Here is a 21409-nt window from a genome sequence, read left to right as displayed (position 1 = left end):
GTCGGTGTCCGACAGTTTCTTCATAGAAAACAAGGGCCGTCGGACAGATCGGACACATCGGACACCTTTTTTCGAGCCGACGGACCGCCCAGGCCGAAGCGCGGCGTCCTCAGCCCTTGGGGATCAGCCGCCACATATGCAGGGGATGGCGCACCGTCCCGGCCTCGGCGCCGGCGGCGTCTCCACGACCCATATAGAGGTCGGCCCGCACCGGGCCGCGAATGGCCGACCCCGTATCCAGGGCCATGGCCAGACCGCGATAGGAGGTCGTGGCGCCGCGCAGATTTCCGCCGTCCGCCTCCAGCCAAACCAGGTCGCCGTAGCGCCACTGGGACGGATCGACCGCCACCGCCCGGCGCTCGATCAGGGGCAGGCCCGCCGCCCCGGCGGGATGGCCGTCGTCGTCGGGGTCCAGCCGGAAGAAGATGTAGCGGGGGTTCAGGGCCATGACGGCCTGGGCCTCGGGCCCGCGATGGTCGGCCAGCCAGGCGCGGATCGCCTCTCCGGACGTGCCGTTCTCCGGCAGCAGGCCTTGGCGCGCCATCGGCCGGGCGATGCCGACGAAGGGCCGGCCGTTGTCGCCGGCGTAGGCCGCGCGGGCGCGGGTTCCGTCCTCGAAGGTCAGATAGCCGGAGCCCTGGATCTGGAGGAAGAAGAGGTCCTCGGCCCGCATCCAGGCCAGGGCCTGGTCGGGGCGGGCGTCGGCCTCGATGGCCGCCCGGTCGCCGGCGGCGCGGGGATCGGCCGGCTTGGGCAGGACGGGCGCCGAAAACTCCGCGTCCGGGGCGCGGCGGGCCGAATATTCCGGAGCGAAATAGGCGGTCAAAAGGCCGGGACGCCCGTCTGAGGTCTGAGCCGGGACCGCGCTGAAACGGGCTTCGAAAAAGGCCCGCGCGTCGGACGGAGTGACGGGAGCGGCCGCCATGGCCTGAGCGCGGCTGCAGACGGCGCGGCCGGCCGCATCCCGCGCGGCGGCGCAGCCGCCGACATAGGCGCGAAAGGCCGCCAGATGATCCTCGTCGTTCCAGCCGGGCAGCACCGCCGGGCTGACGCCCTCGGCGGGGCTGGGCGCGGGCAGATAGGGGCGGGGACCCGCCTCAGTCTCCGAGGGCCGGGACGCCGGCGGCGTCTGAGGAAGAGGCGGGGTGATCGCCGGGCCCGTGGAGCAGGCGGCGACCGCCAGCAGGGGCCACAGACGCGCCGTCCGCCGGCCGAGCCGGCGCGAGGCCGACATCAGGCGCTGGCCGGCTCGACGCGGGCCAGGACCCAGTTGGGATCGGCGGCGCCCAGGCTGCGTTCGAAGGTCCAGTGTTCGGCGGTACGGCGTTCCTCGACCAGGGGCTCGCCGGTCACGGAATCGGCGGTCTCGCCCGAGGCCTTGGTCACGCGGCTGCGCAGTTCGGCCAGGAAACGGACCTTGGCCACGGCCTTGTCGCCCTGGACCGTGGCGCCTTCAAGATCGGCGCGGGGCGGGAAGAGGAATTCGACCGTCTCCGTCTCGCCCCGGGTTTCCCGCGCCGCGATGCCGGCCTCGAACGAGGCCATGACGGTCGGCGTCAGAAGGGGCTTCAAGGCGGCGCGGTCGCCGGCGGCGTAGCCGCGCACGATGGTCTCATACGCTTGACGCGCCCCTTCCAGAAACCGGTGCGGATCGAAGGCGGGATCGCGCGCCTTCAAACCCGCGATGGACGCCAGAAGGGCGGCGTCCAGGGCCGGCGTCTTCGAGGCCTCGGGGGCAGTCGGGCTGGGCGGGGCCAAGGTCTTGGCGTCCTCCTGCGGCTGTCGCCCCACCTTCTTGCCCAGCACATTGTAGAGCTGGAACAGGACGAAGGCCGCGATGACGGCGAAGATCACGATCTGGAACTGGACCGGCAAGGGGACTTCCTGAATGTCGGCGCGCGAAGGAGAAGGCGCGAGGGAGACGATTAGGGGCTGATATAGGAGGAAGCAAGGCGCGGCGCGCCCCCCGGCGCAGGTGCGACATTGCGGCCGGCCGCCCCGGCGTGTTAGTCGCGGCGCCTTATTCCGGCCCTATCGGCCCTTTTCGCAATCGAACACGCCCATGACCGACGCCGCCCCGCCCGCCGACACCGCCGCTCCGGCCCAGCCTCAGCAGGGTCAACCCGCAGGCCCCGGCTTCCGCATCCTGGCCCAGTATGTGCGGGACTTTTCGTTCGAAAACCCGCGCGCCCCGGAATCCCTGCGTATCGACGGCAAGCCGGCGATCGACCTGGGCGTCGAAATGTCGGCCCAAGGCCGCCCCGACGGTCTGTTCGAACTGGACCTGAAGCTGTCGGTCAAGGCGACCCACGAGAACCAGGCCGTCTTCCACGTCGAACTGGTCTATGGCGGTCTGTTCCAGCTGGCGAACGTCCAGGAGCAGGACATTGAGCCCTTGCTGCTGATCGAATGCCCCCGTTATCTCTTCCCGTTCGCCCGCGAAATCATCGCCCGCGCCACGGCCGACGGCGGCTTCTATCCGCCCTTCATGCTGGACCCGATCGACTTCGCCGCCATCTATATCGCGCGCCAGCAGCAGATCGCTCAGCAGCCGATCGAGACCGGCCAAGCTTAAGCCGAACCCAAATTGACGAGGGAAGGGCGGTCCTCAGAGGGGCCGCCTTTTTCGTTTCGGCCGAGGCGCGTGGAATCAGGCCGCCGCCTCTTCGTCGGCCCCGACGCCGTAGGCCGCCCAGAGCGACCGGTCCTTCAGGGTCTCGGCCAGGAAGGCTAGATGGTCCGCCTGCTCCTCCGGCGTCGAACGCGGAGCCAGGGGGCGGGGGCGGGGGCCGTAAGCTGCCGCTTGAACAGCGCCGGTCGCGCCGCGGCTCGCCGCCGGGGTCGACGACAGGTCCAGCACCCGCTCCTTGCCGCCGCGCAGCTCCAGATAGACCTCGGCCAGCAGACGGGCGTCGATCAGGGCGCCGTGCAGGGTCCGCTCGACCAGGGACACCTTGAAGCGCTTGCACAGGGCGTCCAGCGAGTTGGGCATGCCCGGGAACCGGGCCTGGGCCAGTTTCAGGGTGTCGATCCAGCGCGCCTCGCCCGTGATCGGCCGGCCGCAGCGCGCATATTCGAAGTCGATGAAGTTCCGGTCGAAGGCCGCATTGTGGGCGATCATCGGGGCGTCGCCGATGAATTCGATCAGATCGTCGACGATCTCGTGGAATTTGGGGGCGTCCTTGACCTTCTCGTCGGTAATGCCGTGGACGCGGATCGCGTCTGGCGGGATCAGCCGCTCGGGATTGACGAACCGGTGGAAGGTGCGGCCCGTCGGCAGCAGGTCCAGCAGTTCGATACAGCCGACCTCGATCAGCCGGTCGCCCGTCTTGGGGTCGAAGCCGGTGGTTTCGGTGTCCAGAACGATCTCGCGCGCCATCGCGCCTTAATGGCCCCGTTCGTCAGACGGTGAAAGAGCCCCCGCGCGGCGACGGGGAGATATCCACGCCGGATCCAGCACAGTCTGAACCACAGCGGCGACCTCGGCTCGGGCAGGCTCCAGGCCGTGGCCGGTGTCGATAACGAAGTCGGCGCGGGCGCGTTTTTCCGCGTCGGGCAGCTGGCGGGCCAGAACGGCCTCGAACCGGTCGCGGGTCATGCCGGGGCGGGCCAGAACCCGTTCGGCCTGGACCTCCGGATCGGCGGTGACCACGACCACGGCGTCGACATGGGCGTCGCCGCCGGTTTCGAACAGCAGAGGAATGTCCAGGACCGCCAGCCTTACCCCCATGGCCCTGGCCGCCGCCAGATCGCCCGCCCGGCCCTGGGCCACCAGGGGATGGACGATGGCTTCCAGCCGCCGGAAGGCGGTTTCGTCCCGCCCCAGGGCCTCGGCCAGGCGGACGCGGTCCACGGCGCCGTCCACGACCACGCCGGGAAAGGCCGCGCCGACCGGCTCGACCGCCGCGCCGCCGGGGGCGTAGAGGCGGTGCACGGCGTCATCGGCGTTCCAGACCACGGCGCCCAGGTCGGCGAACATTGCGGTCGTCGTCGACTTGCCCATGCCGATGGAACCCGTCAGGCCGAGCAGGATCATGCCGTCTGATCCATATGGGCGGTCAGCAGGGCGCGCAGATCCAGCGGCGGGGGCGGTCGGCGGAACAGGGCCCGGAACGAGGGCGCCGCCTGGCCGATCAGCATGGCCAGGCCGTCGACCGTCGGCAGGCCCCGCACCCGCGCCGCCGCCAGGAAGGGGGTGGTCAGGGGCTTGTAGGTCATGTCCATCATCACCGTGCCGGGGGCGACGGCGTCGAAATCGAAATCCGGCTGGACGCTGAGGGCGTTGATGACCAGGGCGGCGCCGTCCAGGGCCTCAGACGCGGCCATGACGCGGACCGAGGCGCCGAGATCGGCCGCCAGGGCCTCGGCCCGGTCGCGCGAGCGGTTGACGATCCGAACCTCGGCGCCCGCCTCGACCAGGGCGCCGGCCCCGGCCCGCGCCGCGCCGCCCGCGCCCAGCAGCACAACCGGACGGCCCTGCAGCGCCAGATCCGGCGCCTGTTCCTTTAGGCCCAGCATCAGGCCGACGCCGTCCGAACTGTCGGCCGAGACCCGGCCGGCGTCGAAGGTCAGGATGTTGGCGGAGGCGGTCAGCCGGGCCGCCGCCGTGGCCTGGTCGGCCAGGGCGAAGGCCTGTTCCTTGAACGGGGCGGTGACGTTCAGGCCCTGGATCAGACCGGCCCGGCCGGCGGCGACCAGGGCCTCGAACCCCGCCGCATCGGCGGGGGCGAAGGGGACATAGGCGCCGTCGATGTTCCCGGCCGCCAGCCAGGCGTTGTGGATGACGGGGCTGAGGGAATGGGCCACCGGATTGCCGGCGATCCCGGCGACCAGGGCCGCGCCCGTAATGCGATGACGGCTCATGCGGACAGGACCCCGACGCGACGCAGCTCGGTCAGGACCGGCCAGAGCGGCAGGCCCAGGACGGTGAAATAGTCGCCGTCCACCGCCTCGAACAGCTGGGCGCCCAGTCCCTCCAACCGGTAGGAGCCGACACAGGCCAGCAGGGCCTCGCCCTCGGCGGCCAGATAGGCGTCCAGAAAGGCGTCGGAGAAGTCGCGCATCCGCATCTCGACCGTGTCCACGCCCGACCAGACGATCTCGCCCTTGACCGCCAGGGCGGCGCCGGAATGGAGATGGTGGGTGCGGCCGCGCATGGATTCCAGCCGCGCGCGGGCGGCCTCGAGCGATTGGGCCTTGGAGACCAGCCCCCCCTCGAAGGCCAGGGTCTGGTCCGAGCCCAGAACCCAGGCGATTGGATCGTCGCGCGAGACCGCCAGGGCCTTGGCCTCAGCCAGACGCACCGCGAGGGCGGCGGGGTCCAGCTCGGTCGAGACGGCCTTGATCGCCGCCTCGTCCACATCGGCGATGCGGATGTCGAAAGGCACGCCGGCGTTTTCCAGCATGGCGCGGCGGGCGGCGCTCTTGGACGCCAGGATCAGGGTTTCGGCCGTCACCAGCTGGTTCCGATCTTGTGGGTGCGGTGCTCGCTGAGCAGATTGGTGATGGCGGCCGCCGTCTCCTCCACCGAACGCCGGGTGACGTCGATGGTGGGCCAGCCCCGCCGAGCGAAGGCGCGCTTGGCCTTGATCGTCTCCTCTCGGACCGCGTCCTGGTCCGTATAGCTGGACGACTGGCTGGCGTTCAGGTTTTCGATCCGGTTGCGGCGGATCTGGACCAGCCGGTCGGGCGAGACGGTCAGGCCGATGACCAGGGGATTCTTCAGCTGGGTCAGGCGCTCGCCGTCCTCCTGGCCCGGCACCAGGGGCACGTTGGCGGCGCGGATGCCGCGATGGGCCAGATAGATGCAGGTCGGAGTCTTGGACGTTCGGCTGACGCCGCACAGCACGACGTCCGCGCCCTCCAACTGCTCCAGGGTGCCCTGACCGTCGTCATAGGCCATGGCGAAATCGAGCGCGGCGATCCGATTGAAATAGTCGTGATCCAGAGCATGCTGGGCCCCTACGCGGGTCGAGAGGGCCGCCGCGCCGAGATAGCGGGACATGGCCCCGACGAGGGGGTCAAGGGCGCCGATCTGGGGCATTTCCAGCCGGCGACATCCCTCCTCCAACTGTTCGCGCAGCTGGCGGTCGACTAGAGTATGCAGCACCACCCCCGGCGCGGCCTCCACCTCCTGCAGAACCCGGTCCATCTGCTTTTCCGAGCGGACCAGGGCGTAGATATGTTCGATCGGAATGACGCCGTCGAACCGCGCCGTCACCGCCTTGGCCATCGCGTTCAGGGTCTCGCCGGTCGAGTCCGACACCAGATGCACGTGAAAATAGGTGGCCAGGCGGGCAGGGCCGGGGCGGGCGGCGGCGGGTCGCGCAGGACTCATTCGGGGATCGTCTCTCTGTTGAAGGACGGGTCGCGCCCTGGGGATGGCTGGGGACCGTCCGGGCGTTTCTCTCCTTAGACCCAGACGGCGACGGCGGCGAGCGGGGATGAGGGTGGACGACGACAACCCTCCGGCCCCGGTTCATCCCAAGGCGGAAAACCGTTTTCCGCCTCTTTGTGGAAAATCCTAATGAAGGGTTAACACCGGTTTACCTCGTTCACAGGCCGAACGCCCCGCAAAGCCTTTGCCGTTAAGGTTTCATTAGGGATTGTCCACCGGCCGTATAATCCTGTTCCGCATCCCCGAAGGCGCCTGGAGGCGCGTGGATATCCGCTTTTGTTCCGCCACAGCCGCCGCATTCATCCCCGCCGTTCCACCGCCCTACCTGCCACTACGAATCTTTTAATTCTTAACTTGATTAGGGATTGAGAGCGGGGGGCTGTGACCTTAATCGTCCGGCATGACCGATCCGACCCAGAACGCCGTTCAGACGCCCCAAGAGGCGCCGATGATGATTCGGGCTCTCCGAGGAGAGACGCTGGATCGACCGCCGGTCTGGTTCATGCGTCAGGCGGGACGGTATCTGCCCGAATATCGCCGGCTGAGGGCCGAGGCGCCGGATTTCATCAGTTTTTGCCTGAACCCGGAGATGGCCGCTGAGGCGACGCTCCAGCCGATGCGTCGGTTCGGCTTCGATGCGGCCATCGTATTCGCCGACATCCTGCTGATCCCCCAGGCCCTGGGTCAGGACGTGTGGTTCGAGACGGGGGAGGGACCGCGTCTGGGCGCCATGCCCATTCCGGGCCGGATGATGGAGTTGGCCGCCGGGGCGGGCGAGCATCTGTCCGCCGTGGGCGAAACCCTGTCGATCGTGCGCGCGGCGCTCGAGCCGGAGCGGGCCCTGATCGGTTTCGCCGGCGCGCCCTGGACCGTGGCCACCTATATGCTGGACGGCGAAGCCCGGACCATCGGCAAGGGCGAGCGGGCGGCGGCGCGGACCTACGCCTATGCCGATCCCAGGCGGGTGGATGAGACGCTGGAGGTCCTGGTCGAGGCGACGGCCCGGTATCTGAAGATGCAGGCCGACTCTGGCGCCCAGGTGCTGAAGATCTTCGAGAGCTGGGCCGAGGGCCTGCCCGACGATCTGTTCGAAAGGCTGGTCCTGAATCCCCACCAGGCGCTTGTGAAGCGCACGCGGGAGTTGGGCGTCACCGTGCCCCTGATCGGCTTCCCACGGGGCTCTGCAGCCCTGGCGGAGCGGTATGCCCAGGCGGTCGAGGTCGATGCGGTCGCCCTGGACACCGCCTGTCCGCTGGAAGTCGGCAGACGGGTGCAGCAGATCAAGCCGATCCAGGGTGCCCTGGACCCCCTGCTGCTGCGGGCCGGGGGCGAACTGCTAGACCGCCGCGTGGATCAGCTGATGGAGGCCTGGGGCCAGGGGCCGTGGGTGTTCAACCTGGGTCATGGCATATTGCCCGACGTGCCCATCGACCATGTCGAACGGGTTCTGAAAAGGATCGGCGCCCAATGACCCAAACCCTGCCGGGCCGCCGCATCGCGGTGGTGCTGTTCAATCTGGGCGGACCCGACGATCAGGCTTCGGTGAAGCCCTTCCTGTTCAACCTGTTCAATGATCCGGCCATCATCGGCCTGCCGGGGATCGTGCGCACGCCCTTGGCGAAGCTGATCGCCAGCCGGCGCGAGGCGAGCGCCCAGGCCAACTACGCCTTGATGGGAGGCGGGTCGCCCCTGCTGCCTGGAACCCGGCTGCAGGCTGAGGCCCTGGAGGCGGTGCTGAACGCCCGGTTGGCCGGGGACGAGGTCCGGGTCTTTATCGCCATGCGCTACTGGCGGCCGCTGACCGATCAGACGGCGGTCGAGGTGGCGGCCTTCGCCCCCGACGAGGTGGTGCTACTGCCCCTCTATCCGCAGTTCTCGACGACGACGACCCAGTCCTCGCTGAAGATCTGGAACGAGACCTATGCCGGGTCGGGCGTCAGCCGGACGGTCTGCTGTTATCCTCGCGCCGACGGCTGGGTCGAGGCCCAGGCCCAGGTGATCGCATCCAAGCTGGATGAGGCGGGCGACGGACCGGTGCGGGTGCTGTTCTCGGCCCACGGCATCCCGGAGAAGTTGGTCAGCGGCAAGGGCGACCCCTATCAGGAACAGGTCGAGACGACGGTCGCCGCCGTGGTCGCCGCCATCGAGCGCGGCCGGGGCCCCATCGACCATGCCCTCTGCTACCAGAGCCGCGTCGGACCGATGAAATGGCTGGGGCCGTCCACGCCTGAGGCGATCGAACAGGCCGGCCGCGACGGGGTCGGGGTGGTCATCACCCCCATCGCCTTCGTCTCCGAACACATCGAGACCCTGGTCGAGCTGGACATCGAATACGGCGAACTGGCCCATGATAAGGGGGTCAGGCCCTATCTGCGCGCGCCGGCGGTCGGCACTGCGCCCGTGTTCATCGAGGCCCTGGCGGAGGCGACGATCGATGCCTTGGGCCGCACGGGGGTGGCCCCCTTCGGTTCGGGCTGTCGGGCGGGCTGGAGGGCCTGTCCCTGTCGTAACCAAAGGAGTGCGGCATGAACCTGTATGATCTGGCGCGCGGCCTGCACATACTGGCGGTGATCGCCTGGATGGCCGGCCTGCTGTTCCTGCCGCGGCTCTATGCCTATGACGTCGAGCAGAACGCCAAGCCCGAGCCCCTGAGGGGCGAGATGCAGGCCCTGCTGAGGCTGTGGCAGACGCGGCTGCTGCGGATCATCCTGAACCCGGCCATGATCCTGGCCTGGGGGTTCGGCCTGTGGCTGATCCATATCGACGTCTCGGCGCGGGGGGCCGCCTTCTTGGCTGAACCGTGGATGGTCGCCAAACTGATCGGCGTCCTGCTGCTGAGCGGTTGGCACGGTTTCCTGGCGGACCAGCGCAAGAAGATCGCGGCGGGGACGTCGAAATATTCCGGCAAGTTCTGGCGGATGACGAATGAGGTCCCGTTCGTCTTGGCCATCATCATGGTGCTGTCGGTGACGACGGAGTGGACGTTCGGGTGAGCGGCTCCGCTTGACCTGACCTCTCGCCTGTGGTTCCGCTGGCGGTGAACCGTTCGGTCCTTCCGGCGGTCCCTCTCTCTTCGCGACGCCCGTCGGTTCGACCAGCGGGAGACCGTCGCGCTCCCCTTCGGCCTTACGGCCAGACATTTCCAGAGACTTGACGCCGTGCGGTTCCGTGCGCGCGTCCGCGAGCCTGTATCATGACCGACGTCACCGACACTCCCGAGACCGAAATCGAGGCCGAAGCCCCGACCCATCACGGCGCCGCCCATGAGGCCGGCGAGGCGGCGGGCGCGGACTCCGGCGTGGACACCACGGCGGACGAGGACGAGGACGGCGAGCCGGTGGTGCCGAACGGCCGGATCACCCTGGCCGAGCTGAACGAAAAGACGCCGGCCGATCTGGTCGCCTTCGCCGAACAGCTGGAGGTCGAGAACGCCTCCAACCTGCGTAAACAGGATCTGCTCTTCGCCATCCTGAAGGCCCTGGCGGAGGAAGAGGTCGAGATCATCGCCGACGGGGTGCTGGAAATCCTGCCTGACGGTTTCGGCTTCCTGCGCAGCCCGGACGCCAACTATCTGCCCGGCCCGGACGACGTCTATGTGTCGCCGTCCCAGATCCGCCGCTTCGGCCTGCGCTCGGGCGATACGGTCCACGGCGCCGTGCGGGCGCCGCGGGAGGGCGAGCGCTATTTCGCCCTGCTGAAGGTCGACACCATCAATCTCGAAGACCCCGAGATGGTGAAGACCAAGGTTCTGTTCGACAACCTGACGCCCCTCTATCCGGAGGAGCGGCTGCACATGGAAATCCAGGATCCGACCCTGAAGGACCGTTCGGGCCGGGTCATCGACATCGTCGCCCCCTTGGGCAAGGGCCAGCGCTGCCTGATCGTGGCCCCGCCGCGGGTCGGCAAGACGGTGATGCTGCAGAACATCGCCAAGTCGATCGAACGGAACCACCCAGAGGTCTTCCTGATCGTCCTGCTGATCGACGAACGGCCGGAAGAGGTCACGGACATGCAGCGGACCGTCAAGGGCGAGGTCGTGGCCTCCACCTTCGACGAGCCGGCCACGCGCCACGTCGCCGTCGCCGAGATGGTGATCGAAAAGGCCAAGCGTCTGGTCGAGCACAAGAAGGACGTCGTGATCCTGCTGGACTCCATCACCCGCCTGGGCCGGGCCTATAACGCCACCGTCCCGTCGTCGGGCAAGGTTCTGACCGGCGGCGTCGACGCCAACGCCCTGCAACGGCCCAAGCGCTTCTTCGGCGCGGCGCGGAATGTGGAGCAGGGCGGGTCCCTGACTATCATCGCCACGGCCCTGATCGACACCGGCAGCCGGATGGACGAGGTGATCTTCGAAGAGTTCAAGGGCACCGGCAACTCGGAAATCGTGTTGGACCGCAAGGTGGCCGACAAGCGCATCTTCCCCGCCATCGATGTGCTGAAGTCCGGCACCCGCAAGGAAGACCTGATCACGCCGAAGGACCAGCTGGCCAAGACCTATGTGCTGCGCCGCATCCTGAATCCGATGGGTCCGCAGGACGCGATCGAATTCCTGCTCGACAAGCTGCGTCAGTCGAAAAACAACGCGGACTTCTTCCAGTCGATGAACACCTGATCCGTCATCTGATGGTTTCACGTGAAACAGGAGACACGGCGGCATGAAGGTTCAGATCGAGATCGATTGCACTCCGGCGGAGGCGCGCGCCTTTCTGGGACTGCCTGACGTCGCCCCGCTGAACGAGGCCATGGTGGCCGAGATGACCAAGCGGATGGAAGCCAATGTCGCCGCCATGCAGCCGGACGAACTGCTGAAGACCTGGACCAGTTTCGGCCTTCAGGCGCAGGATCAGTTTCGGCGGTTGATGGAAGCGGCGGTGAAGTGAGCCACAGGTTTCTCCGCAGTTGGAGAAGCCCCTGAGACCATGACCCAGGACACCATCTTCGCCCTCGCCACCCCACCCGGTCGAGGCGCCATCGCCGTCTTGCGTCTGTCGGGGCCGGCCGTCGCGCCGACGCTGAAAGCCCTGGGCGCGGGAGGGCTGAAGCCGCGGCTGGCTGCGGTCCGGGAGCTGAATCATGATGGCGTCCCCATTGATCAGGCCCTGGTCCTTCGGTTCGTCGGGCCCCATTCCTATACTGGCGAGGACGCTGCCGAACTTCATCTGCACGGCGGCCGTGCGGTGGTCGAGGCGGCTAGTCGCGCCCTGATCGCCTTGGGACTGCGGCCCGCCGAGCCGGGTGAGTTCACCCGCCGCGCCTTTCAGAACGGCCGGATGGATTTGGCCCAGGCGGAGGCGGTGGCCGATCTGATTGATGCGGAGACGGCGGCCCAGGCGAGACAGGCTCTGGGTCAGCTGGACGGGAAGCTCAGCGAGACCTACGCCGGTTTCCGTCGCGACTTGCTGAAGGCCCTGGCCCTGGTCGAGGCCGAGATCGACTTCCCCGACGAGGAGGTGCCGGACAATCTGGCGCGGACGGCGGGGCCCGTGCTTGAGCGGCTGGCGCGCGATCTGCACCGCGCCGTCGAGGACGGGGCGCGAGGAGAGCGCGTCCGGGACGGCTATCGCGTCGTCCTGATCGGCGAGACCAACGCCGGTAAGTCGTCGCTGTTCAACGCCCTGATCCAGCGCGAGGCGGCGATCGTCACGCCGATCGCCGGGACGACGCGCGATGTTTTGGACGCCGAACTGGTGATCGGTGGCTATGCCGTCACCCTTTCGGACACGGCCGGATTGAGAGACAGCGACGACCCGGTGGAGGCGGAAGGGGTGCGGCGCGCGCGGGCGCGCGCAGAGGGGGCGGATCTGAGGCTATGGGTTCGAGCGCCCGGCGACGTGGAAGGCGTGGCCGCCGGCTATGTTCGGCCGGGTGATCTGATCGTGGCCAATAAGAGCGACCTGGGATCGGCCGATGCGGGCTCTGAAGGCTGGGACCAGATCGCCGTAAGCAGTCATACCGGCGCGGGCTTGGGCGAGCTTCATGACTGGATCGCCGCGCGATTACAGCGGGATCTGTCGGGGGCGGACTTCCCGGCGATCACGCGCGAACGTCATCGGCTGCGGCTGAGCGAGGCTCTGTCGGATGTAAAGGCGGGCCTGGCCGCGCTGGAGGCCTCGCCTGAAATGGCGGGCGACGATCTGCGCCGCGCCGCGCAAGCCCTTTCACGCGTCACCGGCGAGATCGGTGTCGAAGAGGTGTTGGGCGAGGTGTTCTCGACCTTCTGCATCGGCAAGTAATACCGGTGTTTCACGTGAAACACCGTAAGTAGGACTACGTTCAGCGAACCCTGTCGTCACCGTCGCACGCTCTCGCCTCTGGCGAAATCTGCTGTTTTGGCCTATGTGGCGCGCATGATCCCCACAAGCGACTATTCGTTCGACGTCGTTGTCATCGGCGGCGGCCACGCCGGCTGTGAAGCCGCCGCCGCCTCTGCGCGCGCGGGGGCCCGAACCCTGCTTCTGACCCAGAAGTTGGAGACCATCGGCGAAATGTCCTGCAACCCCGCTATCGGCGGCCTGGGCAAGGGGCATCTCGTGCGTGAGATCGACGCCATGGACGGGATCATGGGCCGTCTGGCGGACGTCTCTGGCATTCAATTCCGACTGCTGAACCGGTCCAAGGGCGCCGCCGTTCGGGGACCACGCAGCCAGATCGACCGACGCCTGTATCGGGAAGCCATGCAGGCGGAACTGGCTCAAACGGCGAACCTGACGCTGATGGCCGGCACGGCGGAGCGGCTGATCTTGGACGGCGACCGCGTTACGGGCGTCATTACCGGCGTGGGGGAGGGGATTCGGGCCGCTGCTGTCGTCCTGACGACCGGCACCTTCCTGAACGGCGTCATTCATCGGGGCGAGGAGCGTATTCCGGCAGGCCGGCACGGCGAGGCGCCGTCGACGGGTCTGGCCGTTGATCTGCACGCCGCCGGCCTGACCATGGGCCGGTTGAAGACCGGCACGCCCGCGCGACTGGATGGGCGGACCATCGCCTGGGACCGGCTGGAGATGCAGGAGGCCGACGAAACCCCCAGCGCCTTCTCCTTTCTGACGGATCGGATCACCGTTCCTCAGATCGCCTGCGGTGTCACCCACACGACCGAACAGACCCATCGCCTCATCGCTGAGAACCTGAGCGAGAGCGCAGTCTATGGCGGGCGTCTGTCGGGGCGCGGCCCCCGCTACTGCCCTTCGATCGAGGACAAGGTCGTGCGGTTCGCTGACAAGACCAGCCACCAGATCTTCCTTGAACCGGAAGGTCTGGATGATCCGACCGTCTATCCCAACGGGATTTCAACCTCCGTATCCGAAGCCACCCAGCAGGCCTTCCTGCGGACCATCCCCGGTTTGGAGACTGTTGAGGTCTTCCGTTACGGCTATGCGATCGAATACGACTATGTCGATCCGCGCGAACTGACGGCCGCCCTTGAGGTCAAGAAGAGACCGGGTCTCTATCTGGCCGGCCAGATCAATGGGACGACCGGATATGAGGAGGCGGCGGCCCAGGGCTTGATGGCCGGGCTGAACGCCGCTCGGGCGGCGGCGGGTCAAGACCCAGTGATCCTGGGTCGGGACCAAGCCTATATCGGCGTCATGGTGGATGATCTGGTGACGCGCGGCGTAACCGAACCCTATCGCATGTTCACCAGCCGGGCTGAATACCGTCTGACGCTGCGAGCCGACAATGCGGATCAGCGGCTGACGCCGCTGGCGATGCAGCTGGGGATCGTCGGCTCCGACAGGGCGGCGCGCTTCTCGGACAAGGCCGGCGCCTTGGCCCTGGCGAGCCGTGTTTCACGTGAAACGCTTTTCACGCCGAAAGAAGCCAATGCCCTGGGCATTCCCGTGAATGCCGACGGCCGTCGCCGCTCCATGCGTGAACTGCTCGCCTTTCCGGGCGTCACTCTGCAACAGTTCATGCCGACCATTCCGGCCATCGCGGACTGGACGCCTGAAGTCCGCGAGCAGATCGAAATCGACGCCGGCTACGCCAACTATCTCGATCGCCAGGCGATCGACGCCCAGGCCCTGCGCTCCGAGGAGGATCTGATCCTGCCAGCCGATCTCGACTATGACGGCGTCGGCAGCCTGTCCAATGAGGTGCGCGAAAAGCTCAGCCGCATCAGACCCCGCACCCTCGGCCAGGCGGGGCGTATTGAGGGCATGACGCCGGGCGCCCTGACGGCCCTGCTGGCCCATGTCAAAAAGTCGCCCAAGGTCGAGGCGGTCGCCTGATGCTGGAAGGGGAGATGGCCGCCTTCCAACGCAAGGCCGGCGCTTCAGATGCGCAGATGGCCGATCTGGAGGCCTTTCGCCTGCGGTTAGGCGAGGCGAACGCGGTAATGAATCTCGTTGGGCCGGACAGCCTGCCGGATTTTTGGAACCGCCACGCCTGGGACAGCGCGCAACTGCTGCAGACGGCGTCCTCGGCGCGTTGTTGGGCGGACCTCGGCGCGGGCGCGGGTTTTCCCGGCGTGGTCCTGGCGATCATGCTGAAGGGACGATCGGACGCCCGGGTTTGGCTGATCGACAGCTTGGGGAAACGTTGTCGGTTTCTGCAGGAGGCGGTCGATGCGTTCGCCCTGCCCGCCACGGTGATCAACGGCCGGGCGGAGGATCAGACCCTAAAATGCGACGTGGTGACCGCTCGCGCTGTGGCCCCGATGGAGCGGCTGCTGGGTTATGCACAGCCCTATTTTGAAAGGGGTGCACAAGGTCTGTTCCTCAAGGGGGAAAGGGTCGAATCCGAGTTGATCGAGGCCCGTAAATCCTGGCATTTCGAGGCTGAACTGGCCCCGTCGCAAAGCGACCCGCGCGGCCGCATCGTGACCGTCCGGAGTGTTCGTCGTGCCCGTTCCAAGCACTAACAAACTGCCTGCCCGCGTACTCGCCGTCTCCAACCAGAAGGGCGGCGTGGGCAAGACCACGACCGCGATTAATCTGGGAACCGCCCTGGCCGCTATCGGAAAGCGGGTCCTGATCGTCGATATGGACCCCCAGGGCAATGCCTCCACCGGCTTGGGCGTTCCACGTGAAACACGGCGGGTCACCATCTATGATGTGGTGGTGGATCAGCGCTCTATCGAAGACGCCGCCGTCCAAACCACTGTTCCGGGGCTCTGGATCGTCCCTGCCGATGCGGACATGTCTGGGGTCGAGATCGAGTTGAGCCAGGCGGATCGGCGATCCTATCGCTTGAGGGACGCTCTTCGGCAGCATGACGACGGCCCTACCGCGTATGACTATGTGCTGATCGACTGTCCGCCGTCGCTGAACCTGCTGACCCTGAACGCCATGGCGGCGGCGGATGCGGTTCTTGTGCCGCTCCAATGCGAGTTCTTTGCGCTTGAAGGGCTCAGCCAGTTGATGCGGACCATCGACATGGTCAAACAGAGCCTGAACCCGTCTCTCGAAATCCAGGGGCTGGTGCTGACGATGTTCGATCGGCGGAGCGCCCTGTCGGGCCAGGTCGCCAATGACGTGCGCGCCCATTTTGGCGACAAGGTCTACGACAGCGTCATCCCGAGAAATGTTCGGGTCGCCGAGGCGCCGTCGTTCGGAAAGCCCGCCCTGATCTATGATCTCAAATGCGCCGGCAGTCAGGCCTATCTGCGCCTTGCCAAGGAAGTGGTGAAGCGCGAACGCCAGCGCCAGAAGCTGGCCGCCTGAACGGCCGCTACACACCTGATTAGAAGAAGAAACGGAACAGTATTTTGGCTGAACGACAAAGAGGTCTGGGCCGCGGCCTGTCGGCCCTGATGGGCGAGAACATCGAGGCGCCGACGGCGCCCAACGCCGCCATGCCTTCGGGCGTGCAGCGCGTGCCGATCGAGAGTTTGAAGCCCAATCCCGATCAGCCTCGGAAAATCTTCACCCAGGAACAGCTGGATGAACTGACGGCCTCCATCCGTGACAAGGGGGTGCTTCAGCCGATTCTGGTCCGCACCCATCCGAAGGAGGAGGGGGTCTGGCAGATTATCGCCGGTGAGCGCCGCTGGCGCGCTTCCCAGGCGGCCCGGCTGACGGAGGTGCCGATCGTCGTCCATGAAATGGATGACGTCGAGGTTTACGAAGTCGCCATCATCGAGAACGTCCAGCGCGCCGATCTGAACCCGCTGGAAGAAGCCGACGCCTATCGGATGCTGATGGAGCGGTTCGGCCGCACCCAGGATCAGGTCGCCGGCATCGTCGGCAAGAGCCGCAGCCATGTGGCCAACACCCTGCGTCTGCTGCAACTGCCTGAAGAAGTGCTGTGGTATGTACGGAACGGCAAGTTGACGGCCGGCCATGCCCGCGCCCTGGTGACGGCGCCCAACGCCGGCGCCCTGGCCGAGCAGGCCTATAATGAGGGGCTGAACGTTCGCCAGGTCGAGGCCCTGGCCCGCCGCGCCGCCGAGGGTCCCAAGCCGGTCAAGGCCAAGCCCGCCCCCAGCGAGGAAGGGACGGCCGACGTCGCCGCCCTGCAACAGGATTTGGCCGACGCCCTGGGCCTGTCCGTTCAGTTGAACGACCGCGCAGGCAAGGGCGAGCTGACCATTCGCTACGGCTCCCTGGAACAGCTCGACGACCTGTGCCGTCGATTGATGCGCGGCTGAGCCCCGCGATGTGCTAGACAGGTGGAATGACCGATAATGTTCCGCCGCCAACCGCCGCCGAAAATCTGAAACAGGCGCTGGCCGCCAAAAAGGCGCGCCGGCAGGGCGGAGCGGGCCAGGGTTTCGCCGGTCCAGCCGGCGCTCCGTCCGCCGGCGACGAGCGCAGCGTGGCCGCCCGCAACATGGCCCTGGCCAAGCCCGCCTTCCGCAAGGCGTCAAAGCGAGGCTGAGCCGCAGCAGCCCCGCTCAAAGCCCCAGACGCTTAGCCCGTCCGGCGATCTCCAGCAGCAGGCGTTCGGCGATCAGCTGGTCGGGCATGCCGGTCGTCTTGGTGGCGACGTCGGCGGTGTTGACGCTGTCGAGCACCTCGTCCAGCGCCTCCAGACGCCAGGCGCGGGCCTGACGCAGCATCTCCGCCTCCTGTTTCCAGAAGACGCCCGCCGCCTTGGCCGCCTCCTTGGCGCCGGCCCCGTTGGCCTGAAGAATATTGATCCGCCGCAGCCGCCCCAGATGCAGGGCAGCGGATCGGACGGCCAGGACCGAGGATTCCCCCTCTGCGAAGGCGCGACGCAGACCCGCTTGAGCTGGGCCGGGCCGCCCGCCGAAGGCCTGGAGCGCGGCGTCGGACAGGGAGGCGTCCGGCTCGACCCCAAGATGCTGGTCCAGAAGCTCGCTGTCGATCGTCCGCCCGGAACCGGGACCGATGAACAGGGCCAGGCGTTCGATCTCCTGGCGCATCAGACCCCGCTCACGCGGCAGGCGAGCCACGAAACGATCGAGGGCGTCGGCGGTCAGACCCACCTTGTCGGCCGCCAAGGCCTCGCGGGTCATTCGGGCCACGTCGCCGGTCTCATCCTCATAGCAGACGATGCCGACGGCCCCATTTTCCTTTTCGGCCGTCTTGCGCAGGGCGGACTCACGACCCAGTTGGTCGGCCTCGACCACCAGCATGGCGTCGGGATTATAGCCGCCCTCGGCATGGATCTTGACGGCGGCGGCCACCGCCTTGTCCACCCCGGGCTTCAGCGCCGACAGCCGGATCCGCACCAGGCGGCGACCGCCCATCAGGGACATGGCCGTCAGGGCCTCTTCCAGCCTGCTTTCGTCGCTGTCGATGTCGCTGTCGGTCAGGACGGTGACGTTGAAGGGGTCGTTCAGGTCCGGGGTGATCGCCCTGCACAGGATCTCGGCCCGTTCGGCGACGCCCGACCGATCCTTGCCGTGGATCACCGCCGCCCGGATCGCCGGATCGGGCGCCTTCAGAAAGCGGTCGATCTCGGGGCGTTTGGCTAGAATCACCGGTTCGACAGGGCCTGCATCAGGTCCAGCCGAATCAGACGCGCCAGTTCGGCGGCCGCGCGTTCTTCACCGTCCTGCTGGGCGGCGATGGCGGCGTAGGGCTGGTCGTCGGCGGCGTAGGTGGTGGTGACGGTCTCCACCCCGGTCGCGGGTGCGCCTCCAGCGATGGGCGTCAGGGTCCAGGTCGCCTTGACCGTCAGCTCATAGCGGGTGGCGGTGTCGTCGATCCGGCGCCCCAGGGGCCGTCGGTCCTGTTCGACACGGGTCGTCAGCCGGTAAAGCGGAGCCGCAGACCGGTCCAAGGCCAGGGCGTCCTCCAGCTGTTCACGCAGGCGATAGCCCAGTCGGTCGTCCTGGGCCGTCACCGCGATCCGGCGCAGGGGCGAGCCCACGCCCGGCTCGGCGTACATGGGCGTAAAGCCGCAGGCGGCGAGCGCCAGGACGCTTAGTAGGGCAAGGTTGGTTGGGACGCGCATCAGCCGGCCACCAGATTGACGATCCGATCCTTAACCACGACGATCTTCTTCACGCTCAGACCCTCCAGACGCGCCTTAACCGTCTCGTCGGCCAGAACCAGGGCCTCGACCTCGGCCGGCTCCATGCCGCGCGCCACGCGGATTTCCGCCCGACGCTTGCCGTTGATCTGGATGGGCAGAACCACCTCGTCGTCGGCCGCGAGCGCAGCGTCCCACACCGGCCAGGGCGCGTCCAGAACCATCCCGTCCTCTCCCAGCCGGGTCCAGCATTCTTCAGCCAGGTGGGGGGTGAAGGGGGCGATCAGGCGCGCCAGGGCCGACAGGGCCTGACGCTTGGCCTCGCCGCCCGCCTGGGCGCTGTCACGCACCGCGGCGACGAAGGCGTAGAGCTTGGCGATGGCCGAGTTGAAGCGGAAGCCTTCGACCCCCTCGGACACGGCCTTGATGGCCTTGTGGGTCTCTCGCAGCAGTTCGGCGTTGGCCTTGTCCTCGCCGGCGAAGCCGGGGTCATAGGCGTCGAACAGGCTCCAGGTCCGCTGCACGAACCGGCTGGCGCCCTCGACCCCGCCCGGCGTCCATTGCACGTCCCGCTCGGGCGGGCTGTCGGACAGGACGAACAGACGCCCGGCGTCCACCCCGTGGCTTTCCAGGATTTCCTGAGGCGCGACGACGTTCTTCTTGGACTTGGACATCTTCTCGATGTCGCCAATCGACAGACGCGCGCCGTTCGACAGGCGGGTGGCGACTCGCTGGCCGTCGATCGTCTCGATGCGGACGTCGGTGGGTTCGACCCAGCGCGGCTTTCCGACCTCGTCCTGGCCTTCGAAATAGGTCTCGTGGACCACCATCCCCTGGGTGAACAGGCCCGCGAACGGCTCCTTCACCGCCAGCATGCCGGCGTCCGACAGGGCGCGGGTGATGAACCGGGCGTACAGCAGGTGCAGGACCGCGTGCTCGACCCCGCCGATATACTGATCCACCGCCAGCCAGCGGTTCGCCGCCTCGGTGTTGATCGGCTCGGCCGCCTTCGGGTCGGTGAAGCGGGCGAAATACCAGCTGGAGTCGACGAAGGTGTCGAGCGTGTCGGTCTCGCGCGTCGCATCCTGGCCGCACGACGGGCATTTGACGTGTTTCCAGGTCGGATGGCGGTCCAGCGGATTGCCGGGCACGTCGAAGGTCACGTCCTCGGGCAGTTCGACCGGCAGCTGGTCGGCCGGAACCTCCACCGGGCCGCAGGACGGACAGTGGATGATCGGGATGGGACAGCCCCAGTAGCGCTGGCGTGACACGCCCCAGTCGCGCAGCCGATAGATGGTCGCGCCCTGGCCGGTCCCGGCCGCCTCGACGCGGCGGATCGCCTCGGCCTTGGCCGCCTCGATATCCAGCCCGTCCAGGAAGTCGGAATGGAAGATGGAGCCGGGGCCCGTATAGGCCTCGTCGCCCACGGCGAAGTCGTCGCCGGCGCCCTCGGGGCGGACCACCGGGATCACCGGCAGGCCGTATTTGCGGGCGAAGTCCAGGTCGCGCTGGTCATGAGCCGGGCAGGCGAAGATGGCGCCCGTGCCGTATTCCGACAGGATGAAGTTGGCGATCCAGACCGGGATTTCGGCGCCGGTGAAGGGATGAAGCACCTTCAGACCCGTATCCCAGCCGATCTTTTCCGCCTGTTCGATCTCGGCCTGGGAGGCGCCGCCCTTGCGGCATTCGGCGACGAAGTCGGCGATGCGCGGATCGGCCTCGGCCAGCTGTTTCGAGATCGGGTGATCCGGCGCCAGGCCCAGGAAGCTGGCGCCGAACAGGGTGTCGGGCCGGGTGGTGTAGATCTCGACGCCGGTCTCGTAGCCGGCGGGGGCCTGGCCCGAGAAGTCCCAGGTCATCTGAAGCCCCTTGGAGCGGCCGATCCAGTTCTCCTGCATCAGCCGGACCTTCTCGGGCCAGCGATCCAGGGTCTTCAGCCCGTCGATCAGGTCGTCGGCATAGTCGGTGATGCGCAGGAACCACTGGTTCAGCTTGCGCTTCTCGACCACGGCGCCGGAACGCCAGCCGCGCCCGTCGATCACCTGCTCATTGGCCAGGACGGTGTTGTCGACCGGGTCCCAGTTGACCACCCCGTCCTTGCGATAGACCAGACCGCGCCGATACAGCTCCAGGAACCAGGCCTGCTGCTTGCCGTAGTATTCGGGGTCGCAGGTGGCGAATTCGCGTGACCAATCCAGCGACAGGCCCAGCAGCTTCAGCTGCTCGCGCATGTTGGCGATGTTGGAATAGGTCCAGCCCTTGGGGTGGATGCCGCGTTCCATGGCCGCATTCTCGGCCGGCATGCCGAAGGCGTCCCAGCCCATCGGGTGCAGGACGTCGTAGCCTTGCGCGCGCTTGGACCGCGCCACCACGTCGCCCATCACATAGTTGCGGGCGTGGCCCATGTGGATGTTGCCCGACGGATAGGGGAACATCTCCAGCACATAGTATTTCGGCCGGCCGGTGTCCTTGGTCACAAAGGCGGCGGCTTCGGCCCAGCGGGCCTGCTGGCGGGGTTCGGCGGTCTTGGGTTCGTAACGGGCCACGGTCGTCCTGAAGTCAAAAGGGCGCTGCCGCCCTCCCGGCTCACTAGCCCGAAGGACGACAGCGCCCAAGCAGATTTGCGCTCAA

22 protein-coding genes are annotated in these 21409 nt (G+C 67.5%); 12 read left to right on the top strand and 10 right to left on the bottom strand.

Annotated elements, in window-relative coordinates; translation table 11 throughout:
* Nucleotides 1-109: 109 nt before the first annotated feature.
* Complete coding sequence (locus AC07XS_RS11400) at nucleotides 110-1234, bottom strand: MltA domain-containing protein (protein WP_182714510.1); 1125 nt, start codon at nucleotides 1232-1234, stop codon at nucleotides 110-112.
* A complete protein-coding gene (gene timA, locus AC07XS_RS11395) occupies nucleotides 1234-1875 on the bottom strand; it encodes a TIM44-related membrane protein TimA (RefSeq protein WP_182714509.1) in 642 nt (213 codons plus the stop codon). The genes AC07XS_RS11400 and timA overlap by 1 nt, the downstream gene beginning before the upstream one ends.
* A gap of 187 nt (nucleotides 1876-2062) precedes the next feature.
* On the opposite strand from timA, the gene secB reads away from it, so the two are divergent.
* The gene (gene secB / locus AC07XS_RS11390; protein ID WP_182714508.1) at nucleotides 2063-2575 is read left to right on the top strand and encodes a protein-export chaperone SecB; all 513 of its coding nucleotides are present in this window, start codon (nucleotides 2063-2065) and stop codon (nucleotides 2573-2575) included.
* Nucleotides 2576-2650: 75 nt separating this feature from the next.
* Here secB and dnaQ read toward each other — a convergent pair whose 3' ends face one another.
* Genes dnaQ through AC07XS_RS11365 form a run of 5 tightly spaced genes read right to left on the bottom strand, consistent with a single transcriptional unit; the run spans nucleotide 2651 to nucleotide 6337 of the window.
* A complete protein-coding gene (dnaQ, locus tag AC07XS_RS11385) occupies nucleotides 2651-3379 on the bottom strand; it encodes a DNA polymerase III subunit epsilon (protein WP_182714507.1) in 729 nt (242 codons plus the stop codon).
* Nucleotides 3380-3385: 6 nt separating this feature from the next.
* Complete coding sequence (gene coaE, locus AC07XS_RS11380; RefSeq protein ID WP_182714506.1) at nucleotides 3386-4036, bottom strand: dephospho-CoA kinase; 651 nt, start codon at nucleotides 4034-4036, stop codon at nucleotides 3386-3388.
* Nucleotides 4033-4863: an NAD(P)-binding domain-containing protein gene (locus AC07XS_RS11375; RefSeq protein WP_182714505.1), complete on the bottom strand. Its 831-nt coding sequence runs from the start codon at nucleotides 4861-4863 to the stop codon at nucleotides 4033-4035. The genes coaE and AC07XS_RS11375 overlap by 4 nt, the downstream gene beginning before the upstream one ends.
* Nucleotides 4860-5456 (bottom strand): nucleoside triphosphate pyrophosphatase, encoded by a 597-nt coding sequence (locus tag AC07XS_RS11370; RefSeq protein ID WP_321208084.1) that lies wholly within the window; start codon nucleotides 5454-5456, stop codon nucleotides 4860-4862. The genes AC07XS_RS11375 and AC07XS_RS11370 overlap by 4 nt, the downstream gene beginning before the upstream one ends.
* Nucleotides 5453-6337, bottom strand: a complete 885-nt coding sequence (locus tag AC07XS_RS11365; RefSeq protein WP_152949255.1) for a pyruvate, water dikinase regulatory protein — start codon at nucleotides 6335-6337, stop codon at nucleotides 5453-5455. The genes AC07XS_RS11370 and AC07XS_RS11365 overlap by 4 nt, the downstream gene beginning before the upstream one ends.
* A gap of 460 nt (nucleotides 6338-6797) precedes the next feature.
* On the opposite strand from AC07XS_RS11365, the gene hemE reads away from it, so the two are divergent.
* From hemE to AC07XS_RS11310, 11 genes are all read left to right on the top strand, one after another.
* Nucleotides 6798-7868: a uroporphyrinogen decarboxylase gene (hemE, locus tag AC07XS_RS11360; protein ID WP_233455864.1), complete on the top strand. Its 1071-nt coding sequence runs from the start codon at nucleotides 6798-6800 to the stop codon at nucleotides 7866-7868.
* On the top strand, nucleotides 7865-8926 hold the full coding sequence (gene hemH, locus AC07XS_RS11355; RefSeq protein WP_182714503.1) for a ferrochelatase: 1062 nt from the start codon (nucleotides 7865-7867) through the stop codon (nucleotides 8924-8926). The genes hemE and hemH overlap by 4 nt, the downstream gene beginning before the upstream one ends.
* Entirely contained in the window at nucleotides 8923-9390 is a 468-nt protein-coding gene (locus AC07XS_RS11350; protein ID WP_182714502.1) for a CopD family protein, read from the top strand. Before hemH ends, AC07XS_RS11350 begins: the two co-directional genes overlap by 4 nt.
* Nucleotides 9391-9590: 200 nt before the next feature.
* The gene (rho, locus tag AC07XS_RS11345) at nucleotides 9591-11009 is read left to right on the top strand and encodes a transcription termination factor Rho (protein ID WP_054764413.1); all 1419 of its coding nucleotides are present in this window, start codon (nucleotides 9591-9593) and stop codon (nucleotides 11007-11009) included.
* A 43-nt stretch (nucleotides 11010-11052) separates the two neighbouring features.
* Nucleotides 11053-11277 (top strand): DUF6489 family protein, encoded by a 225-nt coding sequence (locus AC07XS_RS11340; RefSeq protein ID WP_152949258.1) that lies wholly within the window; start codon nucleotides 11053-11055, stop codon nucleotides 11275-11277.
* Nucleotides 11278-11316: 39 nt separating this feature from the next.
* Nucleotides 11317-12630 carry a tRNA uridine-5-carboxymethylaminomethyl(34) synthesis GTPase MnmE gene (gene mnmE, locus AC07XS_RS11335; protein ID WP_182714501.1) on the top strand — a complete coding sequence of 438 codons (1314 nt, stop codon included), beginning with the start codon at nucleotides 11317-11319 and terminating at the stop codon, nucleotides 12628-12630.
* Nucleotides 12631-12744: 114 nt separating this feature from the next.
* A complete protein-coding gene (mnmG, locus tag AC07XS_RS11330) occupies nucleotides 12745-14625 on the top strand; it encodes a tRNA uridine-5-carboxymethylaminomethyl(34) synthesis enzyme MnmG (RefSeq protein WP_182714500.1) in 1881 nt (626 codons plus the stop codon).
* A gap of 14 nt (nucleotides 14626-14639) precedes the next feature.
* Nucleotides 14640-15257, top strand: a complete 618-nt coding sequence (rsmG, locus tag AC07XS_RS11325; RefSeq protein WP_182714499.1) for a 16S rRNA (guanine(527)-N(7))-methyltransferase RsmG — start codon at nucleotides 14640-14642, stop codon at nucleotides 15255-15257.
* Between the two features lie 4 nt (nucleotides 15258-15261).
* Entirely contained in the window at nucleotides 15262-16059 is a 798-nt protein-coding gene (locus tag AC07XS_RS11320; protein WP_054766787.1) for a ParA family protein, read from the top strand.
* A 44-nt stretch (nucleotides 16060-16103) separates the two neighbouring features.
* Nucleotides 16104-16985 (top strand): ParB/RepB/Spo0J family partition protein, encoded by an 882-nt coding sequence (locus AC07XS_RS11315; RefSeq protein WP_221233627.1) that lies wholly within the window; start codon nucleotides 16104-16106, stop codon nucleotides 16983-16985.
* A gap of 26 nt (nucleotides 16986-17011) precedes the next feature.
* Complete coding sequence (locus AC07XS_RS11310; RefSeq protein WP_152949262.1) at nucleotides 17012-17215, top strand: hypothetical protein; 204 nt, start codon at nucleotides 17012-17014, stop codon at nucleotides 17213-17215.
* 16 nt (nucleotides 17216-17231) lie between these two features.
* Here the strand turns inward: AC07XS_RS11310 and holA are convergent, their stop codons facing one another.
* From holA to leuS, 3 genes are read right to left on the bottom strand one after another with little or no spacing between them, the layout of a single operon-like run.
* Complete coding sequence (gene holA, locus AC07XS_RS11305) at nucleotides 17232-18284, bottom strand: DNA polymerase III subunit delta (protein WP_182714498.1); 1053 nt, start codon at nucleotides 18282-18284, stop codon at nucleotides 17232-17234.
* Entirely contained in the window at nucleotides 18281-18760 is a 480-nt protein-coding gene (gene lptE / locus AC07XS_RS11300) for an LPS assembly lipoprotein LptE (protein WP_321208083.1), read from the bottom strand. The genes holA and lptE overlap by 4 nt, the downstream gene beginning before the upstream one ends.
* On the bottom strand, nucleotides 18760-21324 hold the full coding sequence (gene leuS, locus AC07XS_RS11295) for a leucine--tRNA ligase (RefSeq protein WP_182714497.1): 2565 nt from the start codon (nucleotides 21322-21324) through the stop codon (nucleotides 18760-18762). The genes lptE and leuS overlap by 1 nt, the downstream gene beginning before the upstream one ends.
* Between the last annotated feature and the right edge of the window lie 85 nt (nucleotides 21325-21409).

It is taken from the genome of Brevundimonas sp. GW456-12-10-14-LB3 (genome assembly GCF_059424365.1).
The sequence above is the reverse complement of the archived record's forward strand: the minus strand, read 5'-3'. Positions and strand labels throughout refer to the sequence as shown.

Coding starts and splice junctions, on each gene's coding strand:
- coaE (WP_182714506.1), bottom strand. CDS start 4,036: ATGATCCTGCTCGGCCTGACGGGTTCCATCGGCATGGGCAAGTCGACG.
- hemE (WP_233455864.1), top strand. CDS start 6,798: ATGACCGATCCGACCCAGAACGCCGTTCAGACGCCCCAAGAGGCGCCG.
- AC07XS_RS11340 (WP_152949258.1), top strand. CDS start 11,053: ATGAAGGTTCAGATCGAGATCGATTGCACTCCGGCGGAGGCGCGCGCC.
- AC07XS_RS11400 (WP_182714510.1), bottom strand. CDS start 1,234: ATGTCGGCCTCGCGCCGGCTCGGCCGGCGGACGGCGCGTCTGTGGCCC.
- secB (WP_182714508.1), top strand. CDS start 2,063: ATGACCGACGCCGCCCCGCCCGCCGACACCGCCGCTCCGGCCCAGCCT.
- rho (WP_054764413.1), top strand. CDS start 9,591: ATGACCGACGTCACCGACACTCCCGAGACCGAAATCGAGGCCGAAGCC.
- mnmG (WP_182714500.1), top strand. CDS start 12,745: ATGATCCCCACAAGCGACTATTCGTTCGACGTCGTTGTCATCGGCGGC.
- AC07XS_RS11350 (WP_182714502.1), top strand. CDS start 8,923: ATGAACCTGTATGATCTGGCGCGCGGCCTGCACATACTGGCGGTGATC.
- dnaQ (WP_182714507.1), bottom strand. CDS start 3,379: ATGGCGCGCGAGATCGTTCTGGACACCGAAACCACCGGCTTCGACCCC.
- AC07XS_RS11310 (WP_152949262.1), top strand. CDS start 17,012: ATGACCGATAATGTTCCGCCGCCAACCGCCGCCGAAAATCTGAAACAG.
- mnmE (WP_182714501.1), top strand. CDS start 11,317: ATGACCCAGGACACCATCTTCGCCCTCGCCACCCCACCCGGTCGAGGC.
- AC07XS_RS11375 (WP_182714505.1), bottom strand. CDS start 4,863: ATGAGCCGTCATCGCATTACGGGCGCGGCCCTGGTCGCCGGGATCGCC.
- lptE (WP_321208083.1), bottom strand. CDS start 18,760: ATGCGCGTCCCAACCAACCTTGCCCTACTAAGCGTCCTGGCGCTCGCC.
- hemH (WP_182714503.1), top strand. CDS start 7,865: ATGACCCAAACCCTGCCGGGCCGCCGCATCGCGGTGGTGCTGTTCAAT.
- AC07XS_RS11365 (WP_152949255.1), bottom strand. CDS start 6,337: ATGAGTCCTGCGCGACCCGCCGCCGCCCGCCCCGGCCCTGCCCGCCTG.
- rsmG (WP_182714499.1), top strand. CDS start 14,640: ATGGCCGCCTTCCAACGCAAGGCCGGCGCTTCAGATGCGCAGATGGCC.